Consider the following 23,047-nt stretch of genomic DNA (forward strand, 5'->3'; position numbering starts at 1 on the left):
GAGCAACGCAGCCAGCTGCCTCTGACGAAGACACGCGGAGAAATGAAGATCCTGATTCACCGCACGCGCGGGTCGCTACGTTCCACGACGTCCCGTCACCAAGGTGCTGACCAGGGTGCTGGTCTCCTGATCGAGCTCCATCTCGAGCGACGCGGCGAGGGCGACGAGCTTGTCGGCGGTCTGGCGAACCGCGGTGAGGTTGCCGGCGTGGTACTCGATGCGGAGCAAGTCTCGATAGAGGACCTCGCTCACCGGCTCAGCCAGCAAGCCGCGCATCGCGGCACGGCGCGCGGCCGGGAGGTCATCTGCCTTCTGGTACGCCTCGGCGAGGGTGTGGGCCACCTCCACGACGGCGTCGACCATCTCCCGTTGAAGCCAGGAGCTCCAGGCGTACCGCCCAGGCGGGACATTGCTGACCGGTGTCCCTCGCACCAGGTTCAAAGCCTCCTGCAAATGCGAGACCGCGCAGTCTCGGTCGGCGAGACCACGGCGTGCCAGGTCTCGGAACACCTGCCAGTCGGTGGTGAACGAATCGGACATCCGGTAACCGCCGCGGCGCGCGTCGACGTTCGGGACGTACAGCTCGTCGTTCTCGTCACGGCCCAGCCACGTCCGAAGTCGTGAAATGTAGCCTTGCCGAGTGGCAGCGGACCAGGGTTGCGCTTCCGTGCCGAGCTGACGAGAGATCTCGTCGGCCGTGACACCAGGGTGCAGGGCGAGGTACGCGGCGAGCTCGACCAATCGGTTGAGCTTCTTGCCCTCAACAGCGCCCGGATCAGCTCCGCGAAGCCGGACCGGACCCAGCAGCTCGATGAAAGGCGCCTTCGTCGGAACGGGACGCGGGACCACCGAGACGACAGGGGTGCGTACTTGGCGCAGTCCCGGCGCGGCGGTAACCCCCGCTCGAGGCTCGTCGGCTGGGTTTTGGGGGCGTTCGCCAGCCTCGGCGAGCGCCGTGCCCAACTCACTGGCCTGCTCAGGTGTGAGTTGCTGCAGTTCGACGTCTTCGGCCAGCGCCTCCACATGCGCAGGTTGCTCATCTACGTCAAGGTGCCATGCACCTGGTAGTTCAACGCCGTCACCTAGAGCCGTCACCACGGCGTCGAGACCGCTGGCCGACAGTAGTCCGGCGGTCTCGGCGGCTAACGGGATCACCGAGAGGACTACCTGGATCCGGTCCGATTGCCGCCTGATCAGGTCGAGGACGTCATCCCAGTCGTCGGCGTATCGAAGTCGATCCGGGTGACGTTCAGCCGAGGTTTGCCCCACCCCGACCAGCGTGACCTGTGTGCTTGCGGCCCATGGAGCCGCCGCGAGGTCCCAGGCCATCGCGAGAACGACTGCCTCGATCGATCGCAGTTTTCCGTCGAGGGTGAGAACGCCGATCCCCTGCAGGTCGACGAGCAGAAGATCGCGGTTGCCGGTGTGGCCGAGCGAAACCAGCGCCGGGTACGGCGGCGGTTCGTCTTCTGCACCGAGTTTCGCCGACGGATCAAGTCGCCACTCGGTCGATCCGCTTTTGACGAACGGGTTGACCGGCATCCTTTGCGCGGCCAACTGGAGCCTGATTCCCTCAGCTCCCACCTTGATTCCGCGCAGGTCCGGCAGATCGCCGTCGGCATGGCGCGCGAGAGCTCGCAGCGCATGGTCGAGATCATCGACCGTAGTGGGTCGTGCAACGACGTGGAGAGCCTTCTCGAACTTGCCCGGTTCCTTGCTCCTGCTGTGCTGACCAGAGCCTCGGCTTTGGTGCGCGCGGCGTCGCCGAACCGCGAGAAGCGCAAGCAAGCCGGCGGCCAGGACGCCACCGATGCTCATCGCCACGATCGAAGAACCGCCGTCCGCGTCCGTCGATGGCGCGACCGTGCTCGAAGGGCGATCGACCGAAGCTGGGGGTCGAACGTCGGGCGACGGCTTCGCCGACGGAGAGGGTGGAAGCGGACGTGCTGGTGGCGTCGGGGGCTGGCACGACTCTGGGACACGGACGAATGCGGCGGCCGGCGGCGCACCACCGCCACCGGCGGCGGGCTTCGGCGAACCAGGTATACGCAGAACGTCGCCGGGACGGATCTCGTCGGGATTGCTCACTTGATGTCCGTCGGGCTGGAGCCGTCCGCGGTTGAGATCGAAGATCTCGCGGTAACGTCGCGCGTCGCCGAGTTTCTCGCGCGCGACCTGGGATAAGGTCTGCCCGGGCCGGACGACGACCTCCTCGCATTCGCGGGGGTCACCGTGCGGCAGCTGCAGGACCCAGCCAGGACGGACAACGCCGGGGTCCCGAAGGGATCGGCCGTCCGGTTGGCGAATGCCGCGATTGAGGTCGAAGATCTCCCGGTATCGAGCTGAATTCCCTAGATCGGTGGCGGCGATCTTCGTCAGGCTGTCGCCGGGGACGACGACGTGCTCGTCAGCCGCCTCGGCGGCCGTTGCGGTCAGCATCAGGAGCAACAACGACGCGGCGAAGCGCTGCGCCCAGCCGAACCCGGGCAGATGTGGGACGGCAGTACCGCGGAGCCTGGCGGCCAACTCCAGCCCGATCGCCACGATGAGCTGCGACCACGCGACAAGGCCCGCACCGACCAACAGCAACAGAAAGAGCCGACCGTCGTCCGGGCTCGTCAACCAGGAGACGGCTTCAGGTGCCGACGGCACGCGATCGGGCAGGTACACGACCCGGAACCGCCACAACGCCATCGGCGGCATCGCAACGACCGCGACCAGTACGGCCACACCGGCAAACAACCTCGCAGTCGTTCGCATCGCACTCCTCCTAATTCGCCGACGTCACGACGGCTGCTCCGGTGCCGTGGACGGTGAAGTCGGGGATGCCGATCGAACCGAGGAAGACGGTGGACCTTGTGATCGTCGTCTCGACGATCACAAGCCGGCCGTCCCACCGCGCGATTCCGTCGACACCGGCCGCGGCGAGGTAGCGCTGGGCCTCGACCACCGCCAGCTGAGGATCGACGTCCGCATCGGTCCCCTCGGCCAAGGCGCGGGTGCGTAGGGCCTGTCCCCCAGCGCGCGCGGCTTCTTCCGCAATCGAGGTCGCCTGGGAGTACGCCTGACCCTTGCGTGTGCCGTCAACGGCGAACCCGACGCCGACAAGCACCGCGATGCTCAGTCCGAGGATCAGGACCGACGTCGAGCCACGTTCCCCGCGCAGCGACTTCATCGCCGGGCCCCGTACCGGTCGATCGGCGAGCGGAACACCGCAGAAAGCGTCTTCGAACCGCCGATCCCGGGAACGAGGTCGGCGAGGGACACGACACAGGTGACCGTCGCGACGACGTAGCCGGTTTCGCCGAGCGACTTGGTGAAGTCGCGGGCGTCGATGGCGACGTCGAGGCTGCTGCACGTCAGGCGCTGCTCGGCCAGCACCGCGCGGGCACGGTGTTCCGCGGTGACCGCGGCCGCTTGGCCGTCGTGGGCGATCGACGCCGCCCGGGCGGCCGAACGGGCGGCGTCGTCGATGGCTGCGTCAGCCACGAGTACCCGTAGGCCGACCAGGCCGAGCCCGAAGACCAGGAAGAGCGCGACGACGCCGACGACCGCCTCGATGGTGATGTCACCCCGCTCGGACGACTTCACGGCCGTAGCTCCTCGATCGGACCGGACGAAGTCTGGCTGATCGGGAACTGCGCGAACGGCACCAGCGACACCGCTTCTCCGGTGACCGTCACTGAGACGTTGCGGCCGTCGGACTCGGCGTGCGCGGCGACGTGGTTCAGCCACGAGCCGGTCGCCCGGGTGACGTAGCCGGCCGCGGCAGCAGCGGCGGTCGCGGTGTCCACGGGCGGGAGCCGTGCCGCGTGGACGCCGTCACGCGCGGCTTCGAGCGCGACGCCGCGGCCGAGCAGCACAACGGCGACCTGCAGGATTGCCCAGGCAACCAGCATGATGGCGCTGAAGACGATGGCCGCGGCGACGTTGTCGTCGCCGCGTTCACCCGCCAGCATCAGTGGCCGCCGATCAGCGGGAGCTTGCCGTTGACGAAGGCCGTGATGCCAGCGCCGATCAGTGTGGCGACGGTGATGCCGAGCGCCGCGTAGAAGGCCTTGGTGATGTTCTCGTCGCCGCGTTCACCTTCGTCGGCGAACTGGCTCAGGCGTGCCTCGATGTAAAGCCACCAGAACGTGATCTTGCCGAGCATGATCTTCTCCTCTCAGGTGTGGAGCATCAGGTAGAGGCCGGGGAACGCGAGGAAGGCGATGAACGCCAAGCCGAGCAGGGCGACGGGCATGTCCATGCGGTCAGAGCGGACCGAGGAGCCGGTCTTGCGGTCGGCCAGCTGCTTCTCGTCCAGGGCGGCGGCCTTGGCGCGCAGGGTGTCGACGATGCTGGCGCCGTCCTGACCGGCGCTGGCGATGATCTGCCCGATATCCTTCAGCTCGCGGACGCCGGTGTCCTCGGCCAACTCGGCGAAGCCGTCCCAGGGCATCCGCCCGCGCAGCGTGGCTTCGTCGATGGCCAGCTTGACCCGCCGGAACGCCCAGCCCGAGCCGAGCGTGGCCGGATAGCGCAACGCCTCCACCGGCCCACGGTCGCCGAGACGTCCCAGCGCGACAAGCCGGCAGTAAGCCGCCATGGCGCCGGCGAACGCGGCCCGGGCGTGCTTGACCCTGTTCTTGAGCATGATCACCGGCAGCTGCCAGCCGAGGAGCGCGCAGCCGAGGGACGCTGCGCCGGTCAGCACGATCGGTGGCGCCGCGCCGACGAGCGCCAGGACGACGGTGAGGGCCGGAATCCACAGTGCGCCGCCCACCAAGTAGCCGAGGCGCTGGACCACAAAGGACTCCCGGGACTGGCCGGCCAGCGCGAGGTCCGCAGGGTTCGCGATCAGCCGCAGCCGATCGGCGTACCCGACCATCAGAGAACGCGGCTCTTGCCGCGGCCTGTGAAGGACGTCGGCGAGCCGTGGTCGCGTCGGCGTGAAAGCCGCCACGATCAGCGTCACGCCGATCGCCGCCGTGATCGCCAGTGCGATCACTACAGGCTCCGGATTCATGACCGCTCCCGCTGCAGGAACCGCAGCACCGGCGGCTCGACACCGAGCCGGCGCAGCCACACGACCGCGACGCCGACAACGCTGAGTACGAGGGCGAGCACCAGCTGGCCGCCGACCGAGCTGTACACCGTGGTGTAGCTGTCGCTGCCGAAGGCGGCGAAGCCGGCGAACATCACGGCCCAGAGCCCGAGCAGAATTCGGGCAGCGGACCGCCTCCGAGCACGTTCAGTCTCCGCGTCCCGGCGCGCCGCGACATCTGCGGCGATTTGCCGGGCGAGGGTGGTCAGCAGCTCGGCGGTGCCGGTCCCCTGCCGATAAGCGACGCACAGGCCGGCCGCGGCGGCGTCGCTGATCTGGTCGTCGAGGTCGTCGGCGAACTGCAGGAGGGCGTCGGCAACGTCCCAGGTGCGCAGCCGCTGTCCCAGTGTGACGACCTCGGCGCTGATCGCCGGCGGCGCGTCGTGGGCGGACCCCTGCAAAGCGCCGACGAGCCCAGCGTTTCCCGCCCGCAGAACATCGGCGAGGCGTCGCAGCCAGTCCTCGAGCGCTTCCAGGCGCTCGATTCGCTGGGCCGCGATCTTGCCAGCGCCGAACAGCCACGGCAGGAAGGCACCCGCGGCGGCTACGGCGATCCCGGCGACCGGCCAGCCGCTGACCAACCAGACGATCGCTCCCACACCGCAGGCCAGCGCCCACCGCCCGGAGCTGCGGCGCCGGCTCAGGAGTCGTCGGCTTCGCCGAAACGCCGGCAGCTCGTTCGGCTCGAGGCCGTGGATACCGAGGACGGCCAGCGTGATGCCCAGGCCGATACCAGCGCCGGCCAGCGTCAGGACGAACTCGGTCATCGCGTGCTCCGATCGGTGAGCCAGCTGCGGTCGAAGCCGCCGCGCTCGTAGTCTTCGATGTCGGTCGGCAGGTTCCCGGTCGGTGCGGAACCGCGGCCTTCCGCCGGGGCGAAGAGGTAGGTCCGGGCCGGGCGGCCGTACTCCCCCGGCTCGATGGCGACGACCTCGGCGATGTGGCGGTCGAGGCGGCCAGGTTCGCGGACCAGGTCGACGTAGACGATCAGGTCGATGGTGTTCGCGACGACCTCATAAGCGAACTCCGGCGTCCACGCCGCGTTCGTTTCCAAGCAGAGCAGCACCATGCGATGGATGGCCTGTGCGGCGCTCCGCGCGTGCAGGGTCGACAGCGATCCGGCGCCGCCGGCGGCCAGTGCGTTGAGCATGGGGACGATCTCGCCACCGCGCACCTCGCCGACGACCGTGCGGGCGATGTGCATCCGCAGGGACTGCCACACCAGCCGCGGGAGCTCGACACCGCCGACCGGGCGGCCGTTCTCCCAACGCTCGGTGTTGCCTTCCCGCTCCTCGAACGCCACCACCGCGGGAAACCGGTCCCGATGGCGATGCAGGCCGAGCTCGAACTCCGTCTCCAACGTCGCGAACCGCTCGGTGGCCGGAACCTCCCAGCACAGGGCCCGCAGCAGCGTCGTCTTCCCGGCCTTCTGGCGGCCGCAGATGACGATGTTCTTCTCCGCCCGAACGGCCGCACGCAGGAGCGCCAGCTGAGCGGTCGACAGCATGCCGCGCTGCTGCAGTGCTTCCAAGCCCGCGGTCGGCAGCCGATGCCGCCGGATCGAGATATGCGGCCGGTCGGTGACGCCGATCGCCGCGGCGAGCCGTTCCCCGCCGGGGAGTTCCATGTTGAGCAGCGGGCAGGTGTCGTTGATGGTGTGCTCAATGCGGCCCATCCGGGCGGCGATCCGCTGCAGCCAGTGCACGACAGCCTGGTCAGTAGCCGCGATTCGCGGGCCTCGGCCGACTCGACCGTCGTGGTAGGACAGCCACACCGGGTCGCTGCCGATGATGTCGATGTTCTCGACCCCGCCGTCGGCCAGCAGCATCTCGAGCCGGCCGAGGCCGAACATCTCGGCCAGCACCGCCGACCTGACCGCCTGCTCCTGCCCGAGATCGAGGAACGGGCGTCCGGAGCCCGCCCATTCCTTGATCACCGTCGCCAGGACGTCGTCGAGCAGTGCTTCCGCGACGGCGCGCTCGTTCTGCTGTCCCGCCGCGATCTGCTGCCGCACCAGTGGAGCCAGACGCTGCTGTACCCGGTCGACGACCTCGTCGATGCCCGCGAAGGCGGCGACGTCAACCGACATGGCCGTTCACCACCGGCGGTGGCTTCCGCAGCCAGCTCATCCGCTCCATCGCGCGGCGACCGATCTCGTCCGCGGCACGGCGCGCGTGCGTCAGCAGCGGCGACGTCTCGAACTTCCGGCCGGGCTGGTGTCGGTCGGTGAACTGCGCCGCGCCGGCGGGATCCCAGGGCAGGATGCCGGCGACGATCAGGCCGAGCTCCTTCCCGATCTCTCCGGCCCGATAGCGTTGGTGGGTCCGCGGCTCGGGATCGGCGAGAAGGACAACAAGCCCTTCGTTGTCGAAGACGGCGTGCTCCTCGCGGAGGACATCCACTGCCCTCGCGAAGGTCTGCAGTGAGCCGCGGCAGTTGCGCACAACGGCTACGATCAGGTCGGCCTCGGACAGCACCGCGTCCGGCGTGGCCCGGCTGCGGAACCGGCCGCAGTCGGCGAGGACGTCGACCGTCTCCAAGTCCAAGAACAGGGAGGTCAGGCGTCGCCAGTCAAGGCTGTCGGCCTCCCGCAGCGCGTTCGTGCCGGGGAGAAGGTGGTGGCGACCGGTGCCGTCCGGCAGAACGAGCAGCTGGCTCGACATCGCCCGGTGCAGCGGCATGGTCCGCGCCTGCAGCATCAGCTCGAAAACGCCAGTCCGGCCGTGCCGGCCGTCCGCGTCGAAGACGCTGAGCGCGCGGCCACCGGCCGGATCACACTCGGCGACCACTGCGTGGCGCGGCCACACCCAGCCCAAGGCCAAGGCAGCTGTCGACACCCCTGGGCTGCCGTTCACCGAGATAAAGGAGATCAGCACGTCGATCACCGGTCCTTCGGGAGCACGACGATCGCGACACCACCGGCGGACGCGCGGGATGCCAGCTGAACGCCGTTCGCTTCCGGCACGACGACGTCGACGACCTGCGTCGACGTCGCGTCGCGCTCGCTGACGCTGATCACCGCTGCACGCACCGGCGGCCAGGTCTCCACCGCAGTGCCCGCCGCGCCCGCGGGCACGAGGAGGATCGGCTGACGAGGTTGCAGCGGCGCCGCGGGCAGCTGACCGGGCTTCACCGGAACGCCGATCAGCTGCTGTCCGGCCCCCGGCACGGTGACCGAGTCCGACACCGTCTCCGGCGTCAAAATCTCGCCGGGTTGCAGATCGTTGGGCGACGTCCGGCCGACGACGTCGAACCGCCGTTCCCACGGCAATGGCCGTACGCCGGGATCCGGCCGGACGCGAACCTCGCGCAAGACCTCAGCGGTGATGACTTCGCCGTACCGGACCGGCCGGGCAACACCGACCGCGGCCACTGCGTCGTCGGTCGCTCGGAACACCCACACCACACCGACGGCCGAAACCGCGGACAGCACGACGCCGAGCAGAACGAGCACCTTCGACCGGCGGCGGCGCGGCGGCCGGAGCGGAACCGGCGCCGGTGGCGGAGCGTCCGGCACTCCACGCAGCTGCTGAACTCGCGTGGTCATCGCATGCCTCCGGTGTTCAGCGTGCGGACCTCGCGAACCGGCAGCCGCGCCGATGACGTCAAGGCCATGGTCCGGAACGCACTCTGGCCGCCGCCGGACCAGCGAATCTCCCAGCGGCTCGTCGCGTTGATCCCGGCCACTCCCCCGGCGACGAGGCTGCGGTAGACGTGGCCGCAGGTGGGCGACGGCTGTCCAGCCTGCTCGTCACTGAACTCCGCACCAGGCCCGGCGCAGCTGACGGTTGCCCCGTCGCCCATCGACCAGTCGATCTTCGCCAAGGTCGCCGTGGCGGTCACGGTGATCGCGCCGGCACTCGCCGTCCGCGTGATCGGCCCGATGGTGGATTGACGACGAGCGGTCCACATCCAGACGGGGAAACCGATCGTCGCTCCGTGCGGAGAGTCGGCCGGGGGCGCGAGCCGGATGTCCGGAGCGGACAGGCCCATCGCCGAGATCGCCTGGTCGGCCAGCTCGGCCGGGGACACCTGAGGCACGACGACCGGCTGGCCGTCAGGCGCGAACACCACTCGTGGCCACCCCTGCAGGGCGCCGCCGCCCTGGCAGATCAGCAGCTTCAACGAACCTTGCGACGGCGAATGACCAGCCCAAAGCAGATCGCCGGCGGGCGGAGGCGTCCACGGCTGGTCGACGCACGCGAACTGCGGCCTGCTCGAAGCGTGGCCGTAGGCCTGCTTAGCCGGACCGTTTCCGGGCTGTGGGCCACCGCCGGGCCGTCCCGGATCGGTGGCCTGGACCCAGCACATTCCGCGCGTGCCGGCTGACGTGCATCCGCCCGGGCCCGCCTGGCCGTACGCCACCGAGGGCAGAGCGACCGCGACTAGGCCGGCCGTGAGGAGGCAGCTTCCTTTCAGCATGGTTTCTCCAGACGTGGTTGGACTTGTTGCACCAGCCAGCGGTCGGGATTCGGATACCGGACGAGCTGCGCTTCGAACTCGTAGCGCCGCGGCTGATCGGGGTTGTCGAGATTGCGGCCGGGCTCGCCGACCTTGTCGCTCGCGAGGTGCTCGTCGGTGGCGTCGAGGCAGTCGGTGACGACCACTCGCGGCGGTTCGCCGAGCGACACCGAGGTCACCTTCGGCGCCCGCCGGTACCGGCCGACGGTGTGCGCCGGCACGGAGGCGAGGTTGGCGACCTCGTTCACGTAGTCGGTCAGAGCCGGATCGGCCATGGCCTTCGCCAGCTCTGGCCGCCAGTCCTTCCCGCGAGGCGCGTGACCGGCCTGCTCACTGATCTGCCAGTAGAGCTCGTAGGCAGCCAACGCAGCTTGGGTGGCTTCGTCCTCGGGCCGCACAACCTTCGGACCCGCTGGCAGCGACGCCCCGGGCGGCGGCGCGCTCGGCGGCGTCACCTGCGTTTCTCCCGCACAACTGGCCAAACCCGCCGATACGAGAATGAGCGTCGCAACCGAGAACCAGCTCTGCACCATTGTTCAACCTCCCTGACGACTGTTGATCAGGTTCATCAAACCGGGCAAGCACGACGAAAAGAGCCGTCGCAGTTCTGTTCACTCGAATGTGTACCTACGCCGGGCCGTAGTAGCCGGGATCGCAGCCCACGCCGCCGTTCCACCAGGCTCCCGTCACCCGCCACCTGATCACCGGCTGCAGATCGGTCACGCCCGGGCCGACGCAGTAGTGGTAGATGTTGCCCCAGATGTCCTGGACATCAAGCATGACAGTGGAACCCGTGCCACCATCGCAATGCCGGTACTTCCCCCAACTCTGGTACCCACAGGAGTCCCTCAGCGTGTAGCGGACAGCAGCGTCCGCGGCCGGCGCCCACGCGGCTCCGAGCATCGCAATCACGATCGATCCCGTGGCCGCAATCCGGGCCACCAAGCGAAAAGATTTCGAATTCGTCATTCCGGCCTCCAACCGATCCATATTCCGTCTATGAATCAGGTGTACCGGCCGTAGTCCCACGCACTGCAAACGGTGCATGACACGGACTTTCAAGTACGCATGAATAGTTCTTCCAAATTCATCCGTTCACAGGATGAGCACCTCGACGGCGAGGCAACGGTCGACCTGTCCGGCCGTGCTCGCGCGTGGCCGACGGCTGGTCGACCGGAGCCGAGGACCAGTCGGTTCGGAGTCGAGCCTAGTCGTGCACCTGGACAGCCGGACCTGACACCGGCGCGTCCCAATCGATGTGGTGCTGCGTCAGCCACGCCGCCGTGTTCCGCGGGCCGCTCTTGAGCCGCTTGGAGATCGCCATGTCCCGCATGATCCGCTTGATCGGGCCAGGTGTCGCCGTACTGCCCATCCTGGCGCTGGTGGCCACCAAGCGCTCGACCCGTTCTCGACGCTGCTCTTCGTAAGCTCGGAACGCCGCCGCCGGTTCGCGCAGGTCGCGCAGGCACTTTGCCAGCACGACGGCGTCCTCCATCGCCATCGACGCGCCGTGCCCGGCGTTGGGCGCCGCAGCGTGCGCGGCGTCGCCGATGACGATCATCCGGCCTGCATGCCACCGCGGCGTCGACGCGATGTCGTAGCCGTTGCTCGCCCGGATCTGCTCGGACGCCTCGACGATCGCGGCCGCCGGCGACCGGTCCCGCCGGAGCAACGCCGTCGCCTGCCGCTTCCACTCCTCGAGCGTCGTCGACGCCAGCTCGGCCTTGGACAGCTCCGGGCGCGGCAGGTTCACGAACCACCACGTCTCGCCGTCCGGCGCGGTCGTGTAGGCGAAGAAGACGCGCTTGCCGTACGTCATCCGGTACACGCCGGGCATCGGGTCCACCGGCGCCTGCCGGGCGTAGCCGCACAACACCACCGTTCCGGTGTAGCGCGGCTCGGGCGCCTTCGGATCGATGAGCACCCGGGTCGCCGAGTGGATGCCGTCAGCACCGATCAGCAGGTCGCCTTCCTGCCGCGTGCCGTCTTCGAAGATCGCTGCCACGCCGTGGCCGAGCTCGGTGTCGACGTCGTCGAGTCGCTCGCCATGCTGGATCTTGATCCCGCGCCGGCCGGCCTCCTCGTGCAGAACCCGGTACAGCGAGGCCCGCTTGATCGTGTGCGGCCCGTACCCGCCGCCCGAGCCGCCGCCGATGGGTGCTTCGCCGAGTTGCTTGCCCGAGCCGCTCCAGAACAACGCGCGATCAGCGGGGAAGGACGCCTGCAATACGGGCTTGTCGGCGTCGATGGCATGCAGGGCGTCGAAGCCGTTGTTCATAATCGTCATGAACGCGCCGACGTCGTCTGCACCGGTCCGGTAGGCCTCGTAGACGACAGAGTCGATTCCCGCCTTCTGCAGTGCCATGGCCGTGACCGGCCCCGCGATACCTCCGCCGATGATCAGCGCCTTGGTCATCCCACTCCCCTCGTCTCCAGGCCTCGAGCCAACTGCACCAGCTCGCGAACGTCCGAATCCAGCCCGTCGCCCTCCGGGAGTGCGACCGGCACTGCCTTTGTCGGAGCCGGCTCACCGGCTGCGTGAGCGGCCAGTGCCTGTCGCAGGCGGCTCGGGAGATCGATGGCATCGGTCCGCGCCAGATACGGGCTGATCCGGACCAGGCCGTCGCGGCACTCGACGACCCGGCGGTAGTACCGGCGGTGTGTCCCACGTAGACGCAGTGCGTCACGCCACGGTGCAGCCGGTACCCGATCCAGTGCGTCATCGGGAAACTGCGTGTGCAGCACCGTCCACAGTGGCGCCAGCTGCCGATATCCACGGCGGTGACGCCACCAGATTCGCACTGCGCCCACCCTGGTCATCGCGGCCGGATAGCTGACGCCGGACAGGAAGAGCAGGACGCCCGGCATCAGCAGAATGGTGACCGCGAGCGCGCCCACCACCGTCCCGGCGGAACCGCCGCGATCAGCGACCCCCACGTGGTAGATCAAGCCGAGCACAATCGAGGGCACGAACACGCAATTCGCCAAGACGACCGCGACCAGGCCGACGGCTGCGATCCGCAGACCTCTGGCCAGCCGGCCGCCCGCTTCGCGCGCGTACCGCCATGCCCACACCGCCGCCGCGGCGAAGCCGACCGCCATGAACACGTCAGCCGCAATGAAGAACACCGCCACGCTGGGCACCGACTGGTCGTTTGTCCGGACGGACACCGGCGTCACCAACGCGGAGACGAGAAGCACGATTTCGGCCGCCAGCAGCAAGACGGCGTACCAGCCGGCACGTCGCCGGGCCACCTCGCGCTCACGTGCCGAAAACAGGAAGAAGCAAACGAGGCTGTAGACGCCGACCAGCAGAAGGCCGTGCTGGATCAGTCGCGAGATCATGGGCGACAGGCCCAACGCGTGGGCGCCCTTGTCGGCTATGGCACCAAACGGGAAGGCGACGGCAAGGCAGGCCACGAGCGCCGTCACGCTGCGAAGAGCGGCGTTCCGCGGGTTCCGCGCCAACCGTGCGGCCAGCCACAGCAGCAGGGCGGCTGAAACGATCCCGTACGCGAGGACCAGCGGAGTCACATCCACCCCAACCGGCCTTCAAGCGCAACGCCCATGCGTTGGGCGGTCCGGCTGGCTTCGCCGTCGACGACGAACTGATCCAGGACCGAAGCCCACTCCAAGATGATCGTCGCCGTCGTTTCGGCTTCGCGCTCCTGGTCGGTGTCGTACGAAGTGCGACGCAGCGCCCTGCGAACGGCGTCCGGCTCGAGGTCCGGGTATCGCTGACGCAGGCTCTCCGGCGACATGTCCGGGTAGAGCCCCGTCAGCAGTTCGTCATCGCATGGATCGCTCTCGTGGCCCGCCAGCAGGTGGCCCAGTTCGTGCAGGATGATGTGGTTCTGGTGCGGCTTGCTGGTTTCTTGCTGGTACAAGATGTAGTCGGCCAGGCGCGTGCTGATCCACACGCCGAACGGACCGGGCACCGGGATGGAGTGGGGAAGCAGGCGGATCGGCTTGCCGCGGCTTTCACCAACCCGCCGGCACAGCTCGAAGACGTCGAGCGGCGGGCGGATGTCCAACTCCTTCAGCAGCCGCCGACATCGGCGGCGCAGCACCCGCTCGTTCATCCCTCCCCTCGCTCCCGCGCTGCTTGCTGGTCGCGGTAGACGACGTCCAGCAGGTCCATGACGAGCTGACGGCGATCCGGCGTCAGCTCGCCGGCCCGCATCGCAATCCGCTGCGCTTCCTGGTCGCCGGTGCTCGCTTTGAGGCGTTCCTGTTCCGCTGCCAGCTCACGAAGCTGCTGGTCGACGTGGTCGGTCACGTCGTCATCGAAGAAGTAGTTGACCGGCACCCCGAAGAACTTGGCCAGCCCCTCGACGTGCTTGATCGTAGGGTTGTCCCGCTTCCGCTTGCGCAGCTGCCAGATGTACGTGCCAGAGATCTTCGTGCCTGCGGCGGTGATCGAGTCCGCAGCGAAGTCGTTGCTGTACTCGTCGCCCTCCGGCGACTTCGTGACGGCGAACAGGTGGTTCAGCTTGTCCGCGAAGTCACGCCCGCGTTCGGCCATCACCCCTCCTCAGCTCCCCTCGACGGTACCGCTCACCAGCGGTCTTAACTGAAATTAAGACCTGATCAGGTGAATGCCCGCGCGATAGTTGAGACGCGACCTGCGAAAACTTAAGATCAACAGCCTGGGGTGATCGAACCGGGGAGGGAACGATGACTCGACCGAGCACACAGGCGATCACCGCCGAGGACGCCGAACGCTTGCGCAAGCTGCACGACGCGAAGCAGCTCTTCGGCGGCGACTGGATGACGGCGATCCTGCTGGCGCTGAAGAGCGGCCCGAAGCACTACACCGAACTGCTCGAGATGGTCGGTTCGCTCAACGACGCCGCGGCCGCGAACAGCTGGTCCGGGCGACCACGAGTACTGCACGCCAGCGTGCTGACGCGTACGTTGAAGACGATGACGGCGGACCGCCTGATCGTCCGAGACCAGGCGGCAGGTGTGTTCCCGCCGTCGGTCACCTACTCGCTGGCGCCGGCGACTCGGGAAGCGCTCGAAGCCATGCAGCCACTCGCCGACTGGGTGAGCCAGCACGCGGACATCGTCGACCAGGCGCGGCACCGGCGGAGCCAGGACTCCGAAAGTGCCCGACGCTCAGCCTGAGGGAAACTGGGCGAGCGTGCCGCACACCAAAGCGACGGCGATCATGGACGGCCCCATCGGCACCTGACCGTCCCGGAACGAGTACCTGCGCAGCAGCACACCGACCAATCCCCCTGCCGCAGTAAGGACGTACGTCGCGAGGAAGCCACCCAGGACCCAGGGCCAGCCGAACCAGCCCAGCAGGATGCCGACGCTCGGGGCGAGCTTGACGTCTCCGGGACCCGGTTGACCGGTGATCAGGTACGACAGCAGCAACGCCGCGCCCCAAACCACACCGCTGGCGACGGCACGCAGGCCATCTCCGACGTCACCGCCAACGATCACGGCGACGATTGCGACGACAGCGGTAGTGCCGAACAGCGGGAGGCTCAGCCGGTCCGGGATGCGGTGCTCGACGGCGTCGACAGCCGCCGCCGGGATGCCCAGGCCGACGAACGCGGCACCGAAGGCCATGGCGACTGGCGTCCAGAGCGCCACGACCGCCGCCGCGGCCGCGACGGCAACAACCACAGCAGCGACCCGCACGCTCGACAGCTCGGAGGTCATCGACCTGCGTAGCAGGCACAGGGCCACCGGCGTGAGCGCCAAGCCCAAGATCAGTCCGACGGCCAGACGAAGCAGCTCCGTCATCTGGCACCCACCCCGCGATCGCCGTGCCCGAGGTGATCATCGTAGAAACGGCGCGGCTCGCTCGCCACACGGTGATCAACAAGGGCGCCGAACGTGTCTACGCGGTGCTGGCGCAGGCTGTGGACGTCCGACGGGAGTCGGGGAGGCCGTCCGGCGCCCCGCTGACCTCTTCATCGAGAACGTGGAGCTCGAACCTGACAGTGTCGTAACCCCCGGCCTCCCAGGCGAGGTCACTGTCGCCGATGCGCCACTCACAGCCGGTGGCTCGCTCCCTCAGCAACCACGCCACTTCGACCTCCTGACACCGCGACCTCGAACGACAGCAACCTACCACGCATCTAGAACACGTGTTCGATTGCCGTCAGCAGGTCAGGTCGTCGCGAGACTCGCCAGGAGTGCAACCCAGGCAGCCTGGCCGACCGAAAGCTGACCATCGGACGGCGCCTTCGAGTCGCGCACACCGACTTCGTCGCCGAGGCGAACCTCGACGCAGTCCTGCGTCTCAGAACTCCAGCTCGATTTGAACCAGCCGGTCGAGTTCGTCATGCCTTCGCCTCCATCAGCTCGCTCCTCACCTTCGCGATGAGCTCGAGACTCTTCTTCTCACTCATCGCCTTGCTTCGGGCCGCCTCGGCCTTCTGCCGATTCACCGCGATGTCCTCGTCGGCATAAAGCATCAAGCCACCTCGGTGCAGCTCGAGGCTGATCATCGACGGCGCATGATCCGAGTCGAACAGGATGAACGAGCCAGCGAGGAGCGGTGTCCATCCAGCTTCGAACGGGATGATCTGCACCTTGACGTTGGGCAGCTCGATCATCTCCGAGAGATACGTCAGCTGCTCAACCCAGACGTCGCGGCCGCCGATGACATGCCTGATCGCCGCCTCGCCCAGCAACACATCGAGCGTTGCCGGCGACTTGCGGGTAATCAGGTCGCGTCGACCGATCCGGATGGCCACGCGCTCGTCGATCTCATCGGCGGGCACTTCCGCATCGACCATGATGGCGCGGATGACCGCGCTGGTCTGGAGAACGCCGGGGATCAGCAAAGGAGCCAAGTGCGTGACGGTCGTCGCCGTCCGCTCCGCTGCCAGAAGGGCGTTCATCTGCTGTCGCCGTTCAGCCACCGTCACGGCATGCCAACGCCCGCTCTGCCCAGCATTGGTCGCCAGCGCCATCAACTCGGCACCGGCATCGTCTCCAATGCCGAGCGCTTCGACGATCGACGCCACGTCCTCAGGCTTGGGATTACGCTCGCCGGTTTCCCAGCGGGAGATCAGTCCTGAATCCGACTCCTTGCGGCCGATGAGCACGGCCAGTTTCCGCAGCGAAACTCCACGCGACTCTCGCGCTTCCTTCAGCGCGTCGCCGAGGTTCATCGGCGCCTCGCGGTGCTACCAGCCATGCAGCACATGCTAGTGCAGGTGGAGCCGACCGCAGAGGTCACCCAATTAGGTCATTGCGCAGCCGTGCTACCACCGCTGACACTTGCTACCAAAGTTCGGCAGCATTGTCAGCGCCCAGCTCATGGCCCTGACAGGGTAACGGGGAGGCGGGCATGCGAGGACACCGCTGGCGCGGAACACCGCTGATCGTCCCCGCCCGAACGCCGACCGGTTCGGCGACGCAGGTCACATTGGGCCTGGTCGACACGACCGACGGACCCGTGCGCGCGATCCGCGTCGGCGCCGACGGCTCGGTTGCGTTCCTGCCCCGCCAGGCGATGGCCGAGTTGGTCAGCCACGCCCAGGCGATGCAGGTGCTCGATCTACCGGGAGACCGGAGATGACCGGCCACCAGGCCGCTCCAGCGGCGAGATGACAGTCACCCCCTGATCAGCCCGGCCGGTGTGCTTGCCCCCGACTCAGCACACCGGCCGGGTGCCCATTTCCCTTCGATCCAGCTCGACCGCGGAGATTTCACGATGGCTACCGCACCTACGAGACGCCGGACGCCCGCACGCCTGCTGTGGGTTACCGAGGCGTCGACCGGCATCAACCACCTCGTCACGGAACCAGCGTTCGTCGACGGGATGCGATCCTCCGGTTCCTACCTCGGGATCTGCGGCGCCCAGTTTTCAGCTGCGCCGATGATCGACGCGCCGCGCTGCACGTGCCCGGCCTGCCGTGGGCGACTCGCCGTCGACCGAACCTCCTGCCGCAGCACGCCGCGTGGCACCTCATGGTGGCGACGACTTCGGCGACGCAATTCCTCGGAGGCACAATGACCGACGCTGATCGATGGGACGAAGCCGTTCGCGCGTGGGAGCGCTCAAGCGCAGCCATCAACGAGTCGCGACGCCGCGGCTGGGAATGGCGTGGCGCTCCCGCCGGTTCACTTAAGCCCGAAACGCTTGTCGGCCTCCGGACGACTGATGCACACCAAGACGTGGTGCGCATCGAAACGCTGAAGACGCCGGCGCGCGCGATCGGGGCGCGTTTCGCCCTGGGCGACTGGGGAAAGCAGGGATCACTCCCCGTGCGAGGACCTGTCGAAGGCCCACCGGAAGACGTCCTGCTCCAGGTGATGGGCTGGTCCGACGATGTGGCGCAATGAACTCTCCCAGGGTGGTGAAGCACGGTGGCGTCAACAGAGATTACCTGGCCGACCGAAACCGACCAGCTGGTCGCAGAACACCCGGACTACATCCGTCTCTGCCGTGTCCTCGTCGGCCTCCGCCGACTGTCCGAGCCGGACTGTCCCGCCGTCACGCCCGGAGCCGTCATGACCCGCGAAACACAGCAGCTCGTCGACGCTCTCGAAGCTGCGCAATGGCGAATCTTCCTTCTTGTCGCACAGCTCCGGGACGGAACCGCCACGCCGTACGAACAACGCAGGCTCGCCGACGTGGCGGACGAACTGGTCGATCTGCTCCGATCCCACGCTGATGACGTCGATGCCGGCATCATCCCGGCATCCCGCACTTCGGAACGAGAATGCGCATGACCAAAACAATTCCCTGCCTTCCAGCTCGGCTCGCCTTGAGCACTTCGCTGCGTGATGCCCGGACCGCAGCAGATTTCGGCCTGCGTAGGTTGGCAGCCAAGCTCGGCATCTCCGCCCAGAACCTCTCCCTCTGGGAGACGGGAAAGACGGCACCAGCGATCGCGGATCTGGCGCACGTTCTCGGTTTTCTCCGAGTGAGCCCGGAAGAGTACAGCCGGGTCATGCAGCTCCGGCGCCAGCTGGATGACCCGATTTCCCTTGAAACCCTGGACGCGAGGTCTGCCAGCCGCCGACGGGCTCTGGAGGAGCTCGCGGTCCATACCTTCGAGTGGGCTCCGCACGTGGTTCCCGAACCGCTGCAGGCGCCGGACGACATCGATTTGGCAGTCTTCAGCCACGAAGTTCGAAGGTTGGAACTAGGTCGAAACGGCCACCGAACCGTCCTGCTGGGCGCCGCGACATTGGGTCCGGCGAACGGCCCCCAACTCCAAGCCCTCCGGGCAGTGGCCGACCTCCCCGGGATGGAGGTCAGGATCCTCCCTTTAGGCGTCGAGAAAATCATCGAGCCATTCACGATTTACGACGGCGGAGGCGGGGTCTTCACCGTCGCTTTGCGACACCACGACAACCTCATTTTCGTCAGGGATCCCGACACAGTCCAGCGCTACCGAGCAACGTTCGATGCGCTCGTGCGGGAATCACTCACGTGCGCCGGCTTTCGGGCGGGCAAGCCATGCGAACGGTCTTGAGGCGCACGCTCGCCGAGATAGTGTTACGCCGCGGGAGCCAGGAGGCCGCGCAGGCGCTGCAATGCGGCTCGGCCCGCTGCTCCGACGCGGGTCATGCCACTGCGGTCGGCGGCGCGGATTGCTCTCTGCAGCTGGTGAGGCAGCCGACGTCGTTCGGCGGTCATGATGGCCACGGTGAGGGCGTCTTCGGCACCGGTGCGCTCGCCGCCGGCAGCCAGAACTTCTCCGGTGGTGACGCGTTCGATGACCTGCCACTGCGGCGCGGCCGGCTCGCCAGGGTCGGCGCGTTCGAGGGCGCGAAGCGCGTCACCGGGGCGGTTGAGCGAAAGCAACCCGCGGGCATGGATTTCGCGCAGTGTGAACGGGTTGAGCAGCATTCCCTGATCGGTTCCGGACTCCAGCAGCCTGTGGCAGGCGTCGATCGCATCGACGAACCGGTCGGGCATGGCCGCCTCCCCGGTCGCGCGGGCGAGCAGAGCGAACGCGGTTCCGCGTTCGCGGAGGCCTGGGGACAGGGTGACGGCGTGCTCGAGGCGAGCCACAGCGGCGGGAAGTCGTCCGGCCTTGCGGAGCTCGTTGCCGTGCATCCGCAAGGTCTCGGCCAGGAAGTGATCGTCGCCGAGGTGGCGGGCCAGGACGAGGGCCTTGCCGGTCCAGGCCGCGGCGCCGGTCAGCCGCTCCTCTGGCAGCACGGTGCCGAGCGACACGCCAAGCGCCAGCCGGGCGGAGGCCAGCAACTGGAGGGTGTCGCGTTCGAGGCGTCCGTCGGCGGCGCGGGCTTCCAGCCGGGCCACCAGCGGCCACAGCTCGTTGACCGCTTCGACGGCCCGCCCGGATCGGCGCGCGACCTCGGCCAGCCGGACGACGCTGTCGCCGAACTGCGCCAAGGCGGCGAAGTCGGCGCCGTCGGGATCGGTGACGCCCAGGACGTGGAAGGGCAGGCCGAGCGCGCGGGCGATGTGCCGCCGCCCGGCAACGTCGCCGGGCGTCCGTCTGCGCGTCTCGATCATTGCGATGTACGACTTGTCGTAGCCGAGCAGCACGGCCAGCGCTTCTTGGCTGAGGCCGTTCACGGTCCGGTAAGCGCGCAGGATGGTCGCGAGGTCGCGCGAGGTGAGGGCGGTAGCGGCGACTGGGTCGGACCACATCCACACCGCCGGTGCCAGCCGCGGTGGGCGCGCCGAGAGCGTCGTGGTGCCGGCTTGGCAGGTCGGGCACACCGGTGGGCGAGCGTGGCGGCTCAACGCGGCACCGCAGCGTTCGCAGCCGGCCATGGTCCGCTACCTCGCCGTCACCGAGGCGCGGAGCCGGTCGAACCAGGTCGCGATCGAGCGCTTGTACCCCTCCGGCATCCACAGCCCGGGCACTTCGTGCTCGGCGAACTCGGCGATCCGGCTGTGCTCGTGGCTCAGGACGGGCGCCGCGGACGAGGTGGACCTGCAGCCGTAGGTCACGATGAAGACGTCCTTGTTCGCGACGTCGATGTGGTAGACCCAGGCGTCGAGGATGTCGGCGACATCGACGGGCAACCCGGTTTCCTCGCTGATCTCGCGCGCCACGGTCTGCTCAGGCGTCTCGCCCGGCTCGATCCGTCCACCCGGCAGCTCCCACTCGTCGCGCTCGTTGTGGACCAGCAGTACCCGGTCGTTCCGGACGAGCACACCCTTGATCGACACCGGGTATCCGGACTCCGCCACCAGCACCAGCTCCCCTGCCGACCGACACAGCGCGTCACCGACCGTAGCAGCGCAACGGCGCCGTCGGTGCAGCCACGAGGTTGACGATCTGTCAGTGGACGGCGCCCACAGGCGCCCGGTCTGCTGAACAAGCCGACCAAGACGCGCCGAGAGGAGACCCCGAGGTGCTCGCTACCGTGCTGTCGGACTGCCACGTCGACGTGGAAGCGGTAGGCGGCGCAGGCGAGCTGGCGGCGGTGCTGGCACGGCGCGGCGTCGCGTTGTTCGACGGCGTCCGCAGCGAACAGCAGCTGCTGCAGCTGGCGGCCCGGCTAGGCCGAATCGTGCCGCACCGGGACAGCAACGCCTCCGGGATCACCGTGCTGGCCGCCCGCGGCGATGTCCGGCCACGGCCCGGGCGGGCCGGGTTCAGCCGACAGCCCTTGGCACCGCACACCGACTGCTCTGACCGGCCGGGGCCGCCGGGGCTGGTGCTGGCGATGTGCATGCGCCCGGCCGAGCGCGGCGGCGACTACGTCCTTGTCGACGGCCAGGCTGTCCACGGCGAGCTGGCCGCCATCGCTCCCGACGCGCTTGCCGACCTCTCCGCCGCGCGGGGCGCCTACTTCGGGGGCGCGGCCGGGATCGTCGGCAGCGTCTTCGAACCCGGCCCCGGTCAGCTGGTCGGGATGCGGCTGCGGCGCGACGAGCTCGCGCGCTTCGCCCCGCACACCCAGCGGTGGCTCGCGGTCCTCGGGCAGGTCATCGACCGTCACGCGGTCCCCATCCCGGCAGCCGCCGGCTGTGGCTACGTGGTCAACAACCGGCGATGGCTGCACGGCCGCACTGCCTTCACCGGACACCGGACGGTCTGCCGGGTCCACCTCGACCCCCACCCCGGCTGGCTGATCCCCGGCGGATTTACCGACTCCCGGGCAGCGCCATGACCGCCCTGCGCTGGGTATCTGCCCCGCAAGACATCGCCACGGCCCTGCAGCGCGGTAAGTGGATCATCGTTCCCTGGGAACGACTCGGCCCGGACAACGACCTCCCGCACTGGCAAGGCGCCTTGCACGAGCTGTGCGAGGCCACCGACATCGATCTGCTCTTCATCGACATCCGCCGTCGCAGCCTCACCGTCGTCATCAATGCCGCCCTGGCCGTCCCGGCCGCCGAGCAGATCCATGCCTCGATCGCCGCAGTCGAGTCCAGCCGATCCATCGGCCAATCCATGCTGAGGAGCCATCCATGTTCGAGCTGATCGCCTGCCCCTTCCTCGATGACTACCTCCTCCTACGCCCCGGCAGCGAATCGGGAATCCGGCTGCCGGTGCACCTCTGGGACGACCTGGCGTCCACCGCGAACGAGCAGCCCTGTCCGGACTGGTTGGTCGATGCGGGGCGCCGCCGCTGGCCGGACCTGGATCTTTCCGGCCGCCGCCTCGCCGACGCGGTCCTGGTGCGCGCACCTGCTGGTCCCGCCTACGGCCGTGCCTCGTACGAGCTGAACCTGGGCTGTAACTACGACTGCGAGCACTGCTATCTCGGGTTGAAACGCTTCGAAGGCTTGACCTGGCGCGATCGGGAACGGCTGCTGCAGCTGCTCGCCGACGCCGGGGTGTTATGGCTGCAGCTCACCGGCGGTGAACCGCTGATCGACAACCTGTTCACCACGGTCTACCAGCGGGCGTTCGAGCTGGGGATGATGCTGTCCATCTCGTCCAACGGCTCCCGTCTGGCCCAGCCGGACATCCTCGAGCTGCTGACCCAGTACCGGCCGTACCGGCTCACGATCAGCGTCTACGGTGCGACCGCCGAGTCCTACGACGGCCTGACCCGCCGCCGCGGATCGTTCGCCAAGTTCTCCCGCGGCCTGGCCGCCGCGCACGAGGCAAGGCTGCCGCTGAACCTGAACCTGATCGTGACCCAGCACAACGCTCACGAGCTGGACGCGATGAAGGCCCTCGCCGAGCGCTACGACCTGCCACATCACGTGTTCTCCAACATGTCCCCCACCATCTACGGCGGCGCGGAAAGCCTGCCCGCGCAGTCGCAGGAGTACCTGCGCAAGCGGAAGCCGTTCACCGGCTGCAACGCCGGCCACACCTTCTTCCACGTCGACCCGCACGGCATGGCCAGCATCTGCAAGGTCGGCCGCGACCCCCAGATCCCTCTCCTCGAAGAGGGCCTGGCCGGGCTGGTGCAGCTGGGTGGGATCGCGGACCGACTGCTGCTGCGCCAGGGCGGCTGCACGGGCTGCCGGCTGCAGGGCAGCTGCGGCACCTGCATGCCGCTGGTCACGCTCTACCGGAAAGCCAAGGCCCCGCTGAGCACCTACTGCCAGCACTGATCAACCGAGAGGAGGAAACC

Annotated in this window: 30 protein-coding genes; 8 read left to right on the top strand and 22 right to left on the bottom strand. The window is 68.3% G+C overall.

What is annotated here, in order from left to right:
• Positions 1 to 75: 75 nt before the first annotated feature.
• The 17 genes from ACWEVP_RS03060 to ACWEVP_RS03140 form a co-directional block, all read right to left on the bottom strand.
• A complete protein-coding gene (locus ACWEVP_RS03060) occupies positions 76 to 2,730 on the bottom strand; it encodes a hypothetical protein (protein ID WP_452060962.1) in 2,655 nt (884 codons plus the stop codon).
• 40 nt (positions 2,731 to 2,770) lie between these two features.
• Positions 2,771 to 3,175: a pilus assembly protein TadG-related protein gene (locus ACWEVP_RS03065; protein WP_452060963.1), complete on the bottom strand. Its 405-nt coding sequence runs from the start codon at positions 3,173 to 3,175 to the stop codon at positions 2,771 to 2,773.
• Positions 3,172 to 3,591: a hypothetical protein gene (locus ACWEVP_RS03070; protein WP_452060964.1), complete on the bottom strand. Its 420-nt coding sequence runs from the start codon at positions 3,589 to 3,591 to the stop codon at positions 3,172 to 3,174. The genes ACWEVP_RS03065 and ACWEVP_RS03070 overlap by 4 nt, the downstream gene beginning before the upstream one ends.
• Positions 3,588 to 3,959, bottom strand: coding sequence for a hypothetical protein (locus tag ACWEVP_RS03075; RefSeq protein WP_452060965.1), 372 nt, complete (start codon positions 3,957 to 3,959; stop codon positions 3,588 to 3,590). Before ACWEVP_RS03075 ends, ACWEVP_RS03070 begins: the two co-directional genes overlap by 4 nt.
• The gene (locus ACWEVP_RS03080) at positions 3,959 to 4,153 is read right to left on the bottom strand and encodes a hypothetical protein (RefSeq protein WP_452060966.1); all 195 of its coding nucleotides are present in this window, start codon (positions 4,151 to 4,153) and stop codon (positions 3,959 to 3,961) included. Before ACWEVP_RS03080 ends, ACWEVP_RS03075 begins: the two co-directional genes overlap by 1 nt.
• A 12-nt stretch (positions 4,154 to 4,165) precedes the next feature.
• Positions 4,166 to 4,990, bottom strand: a complete 825-nt coding sequence (locus ACWEVP_RS03085; RefSeq protein WP_452060967.1) for a type II secretion system protein — start codon at positions 4,988 to 4,990, stop codon at positions 4,166 to 4,168.
• A 14-nt stretch (positions 4,991 to 5,004) separates the two neighbouring features.
• Positions 5,005 to 5,853, bottom strand: coding sequence for a type II secretion system F family protein (locus tag ACWEVP_RS03090; protein WP_452060968.1), 849 nt, complete (start codon positions 5,851 to 5,853; stop codon positions 5,005 to 5,007).
• Positions 5,850 to 7,175, bottom strand: a complete 1,326-nt coding sequence (locus ACWEVP_RS03095; protein ID WP_452060969.1) for a CpaF family protein — start codon at positions 7,173 to 7,175, stop codon at positions 5,850 to 5,852. Before ACWEVP_RS03095 ends, ACWEVP_RS03090 begins: the two co-directional genes overlap by 4 nt.
• Complete coding sequence (locus ACWEVP_RS03100; protein ID WP_452060970.1) at positions 7,165 to 7,971, bottom strand: hypothetical protein; 807 nt, start codon at positions 7,969 to 7,971, stop codon at positions 7,165 to 7,167. Before ACWEVP_RS03100 ends, ACWEVP_RS03095 begins: the two co-directional genes overlap by 11 nt.
• On the bottom strand, positions 7,968 to 8,633 hold the full coding sequence (locus ACWEVP_RS03105) for an SAF domain-containing protein (protein ID WP_452060971.1): 666 nt from the start codon (positions 8,631 to 8,633) through the stop codon (positions 7,968 to 7,970). The genes ACWEVP_RS03100 and ACWEVP_RS03105 overlap by 4 nt, the downstream gene beginning before the upstream one ends.
• Entirely contained in the window at positions 8,630 to 9,211 is a 582-nt protein-coding gene (locus ACWEVP_RS03110; protein WP_452060972.1) for a hypothetical protein, read from the bottom strand. Before ACWEVP_RS03110 ends, ACWEVP_RS03105 begins: the two co-directional genes overlap by 4 nt.
• A gap of 290 nt (positions 9,212 to 9,501) precedes the next feature.
• Positions 9,502 to 10,080 carry a hypothetical protein gene (locus ACWEVP_RS03115; protein WP_452060973.1) on the bottom strand — a complete coding sequence of 193 codons (579 nt, stop codon included), beginning with the start codon at positions 10,078 to 10,080 and terminating at the stop codon, positions 9,502 to 9,504.
• A 94-nt stretch (positions 10,081 to 10,174) separates the two neighbouring features.
• Positions 10,175 to 10,594: a DUF6355 family natural product biosynthesis protein gene (locus tag ACWEVP_RS03120; RefSeq protein ID WP_452060974.1), complete on the bottom strand. Its 420-nt coding sequence runs from the start codon at positions 10,592 to 10,594 to the stop codon at positions 10,175 to 10,177.
• 160 nt (positions 10,595 to 10,754) lie between these two features.
• Positions 10,755 to 11,963: an FAD-dependent oxidoreductase gene (locus ACWEVP_RS03125; RefSeq protein WP_452060975.1), complete on the bottom strand. Its 1,209-nt coding sequence runs from the start codon at positions 11,961 to 11,963 to the stop codon at positions 10,755 to 10,757.
• Positions 11,960 to 13,087, bottom strand: a complete 1,128-nt coding sequence (locus ACWEVP_RS03130; protein WP_452060976.1) for an MAB_1171c family putative transporter — start codon at positions 13,085 to 13,087, stop codon at positions 11,960 to 11,962. Before ACWEVP_RS03130 ends, ACWEVP_RS03125 begins: the two co-directional genes overlap by 4 nt.
• Positions 13,078 to 13,629 (bottom strand): hypothetical protein, encoded by a 552-nt coding sequence (locus tag ACWEVP_RS03135; protein WP_452060977.1) that lies wholly within the window; start codon positions 13,627 to 13,629, stop codon positions 13,078 to 13,080. Before ACWEVP_RS03135 ends, ACWEVP_RS03130 begins: the two co-directional genes overlap by 10 nt.
• Complete coding sequence (locus ACWEVP_RS03140) at positions 13,626 to 14,072, bottom strand: XRE family transcriptional regulator (RefSeq protein ID WP_452060978.1); 447 nt, start codon at positions 14,070 to 14,072, stop codon at positions 13,626 to 13,628. The genes ACWEVP_RS03135 and ACWEVP_RS03140 overlap by 4 nt, the downstream gene beginning before the upstream one ends.
• Positions 14,073 to 14,224: 152 nt before the next feature.
• Here ACWEVP_RS03140 and ACWEVP_RS03145 point away from each other — a divergent pair, with 152 nt between their 5' ends.
• Entirely contained in the window at positions 14,225 to 14,677 is a 453-nt protein-coding gene (locus tag ACWEVP_RS03145; RefSeq protein ID WP_452060979.1) for a winged helix-turn-helix transcriptional regulator, read from the top strand.
• Here the strand turns inward: ACWEVP_RS03145 and ACWEVP_RS03150 are convergent.
• The 3 genes from ACWEVP_RS03150 to ACWEVP_RS03160 form a co-directional block, all read right to left on the bottom strand.
• Complete coding sequence (locus ACWEVP_RS03150; RefSeq protein ID WP_452060980.1) at positions 14,669 to 15,307, bottom strand: prepilin peptidase; 639 nt, start codon at positions 15,305 to 15,307, stop codon at positions 14,669 to 14,671. The two genes, ACWEVP_RS03145 and ACWEVP_RS03150, sit on opposite strands and share 9 nt — an antisense overlap.
• Positions 15,308 to 15,676: 369 nt before the next feature.
• Positions 15,677 to 15,853, bottom strand: coding sequence for a DUF397 domain-containing protein (locus ACWEVP_RS03155; protein WP_452060981.1), 177 nt, complete (start codon positions 15,851 to 15,853; stop codon positions 15,677 to 15,679).
• Positions 15,850 to 16,686, bottom strand: coding sequence for a helix-turn-helix domain-containing protein (locus ACWEVP_RS03160; RefSeq protein WP_452060982.1), 837 nt, complete (start codon positions 16,684 to 16,686; stop codon positions 15,850 to 15,852). The genes ACWEVP_RS03155 and ACWEVP_RS03160 overlap by 4 nt, the downstream gene beginning before the upstream one ends.
• 179 nt (positions 16,687 to 16,865) lie before the next feature.
• On the opposite strand from ACWEVP_RS03160, the gene ACWEVP_RS03165 reads away from it, so the two are divergent.
• The 4 genes from ACWEVP_RS03165 to ACWEVP_RS03180 all read left to right on the top strand — a co-directional run bounded on the left by ACWEVP_RS03165 (position 16,866) and on the right by ACWEVP_RS03180 (position 19,002).
• Complete coding sequence (locus ACWEVP_RS03165; protein ID WP_452060983.1) at positions 16,866 to 17,096, top strand: hypothetical protein; 231 nt, start codon at positions 16,866 to 16,868, stop codon at positions 17,094 to 17,096.
• Positions 17,097 to 17,530: 434 nt separating this feature from the next.
• Positions 17,531 to 17,863 (top strand): hypothetical protein, encoded by a 333-nt coding sequence (locus tag ACWEVP_RS03170; protein WP_452060984.1) that lies wholly within the window; start codon positions 17,531 to 17,533, stop codon positions 17,861 to 17,863.
• 24 nt (positions 17,864 to 17,887) lie between these two features.
• Entirely contained in the window at positions 17,888 to 18,253 is a 366-nt protein-coding gene (locus ACWEVP_RS03175) for a hypothetical protein (RefSeq protein WP_452060985.1), read from the top strand.
• Entirely contained in the window at positions 18,250 to 19,002 is a 753-nt protein-coding gene (locus ACWEVP_RS03180; protein WP_452060986.1) for a Scr1 family TA system antitoxin-like transcriptional regulator, read from the top strand. The genes ACWEVP_RS03175 and ACWEVP_RS03180 overlap by 4 nt, the downstream gene beginning before the upstream one ends.
• Positions 19,003 to 19,025: 23 nt before the next feature.
• Here the strand turns inward: ACWEVP_RS03180 and ACWEVP_RS03185 are convergent, their stop codons facing one another.
• Positions 19,026 to 20,276, bottom strand: a complete 1,251-nt coding sequence (locus ACWEVP_RS03185) for a helix-turn-helix domain-containing protein (protein ID WP_452060987.1) — start codon at positions 20,274 to 20,276, stop codon at positions 19,026 to 19,028.
• 6 nt (positions 20,277 to 20,282) lie between these two features.
• Entirely contained in the window at positions 20,283 to 20,699 is a 417-nt protein-coding gene (locus ACWEVP_RS03190) for an NUDIX hydrolase (RefSeq protein ID WP_452060988.1), read from the bottom strand.
• A 164-nt stretch (positions 20,700 to 20,863) separates the two neighbouring features.
• Between ACWEVP_RS03190 and ACWEVP_RS03195 the strand changes: the two genes are divergently transcribed.
• Genes ACWEVP_RS03195 through ACWEVP_RS03205 form a run of 3 tightly spaced genes read left to right on the top strand, consistent with a single transcriptional unit; the run spans position 20,864 to position 23,027 of the window.
• Positions 20,864 to 21,625 carry a TauD/TfdA family dioxygenase gene (locus tag ACWEVP_RS03195; RefSeq protein ID WP_452060989.1) on the top strand — a complete coding sequence of 254 codons (762 nt, stop codon included), beginning with the start codon at positions 20,864 to 20,866 and terminating at the stop codon, positions 21,623 to 21,625.
• The gene (locus ACWEVP_RS03200; RefSeq protein ID WP_452060990.1) at positions 21,622 to 21,939 is read left to right on the top strand and encodes a hypothetical protein; all 318 of its coding nucleotides are present in this window, start codon (positions 21,622 to 21,624) and stop codon (positions 21,937 to 21,939) included. The genes ACWEVP_RS03195 and ACWEVP_RS03200 overlap by 4 nt, the downstream gene beginning before the upstream one ends.
• Positions 21,927 to 23,027 (top strand): radical SAM protein, encoded by a 1,101-nt coding sequence (locus ACWEVP_RS03205; protein ID WP_452060991.1) that lies wholly within the window; start codon positions 21,927 to 21,929, stop codon positions 23,025 to 23,027. Before ACWEVP_RS03200 ends, ACWEVP_RS03205 begins: the two co-directional genes overlap by 13 nt.
• Positions 23,028 to 23,047: the final 20 nt, after the last annotated feature.

It is taken from the genome of Amycolatopsis sp. NPDC003865 (genome assembly GCF_053605345.1).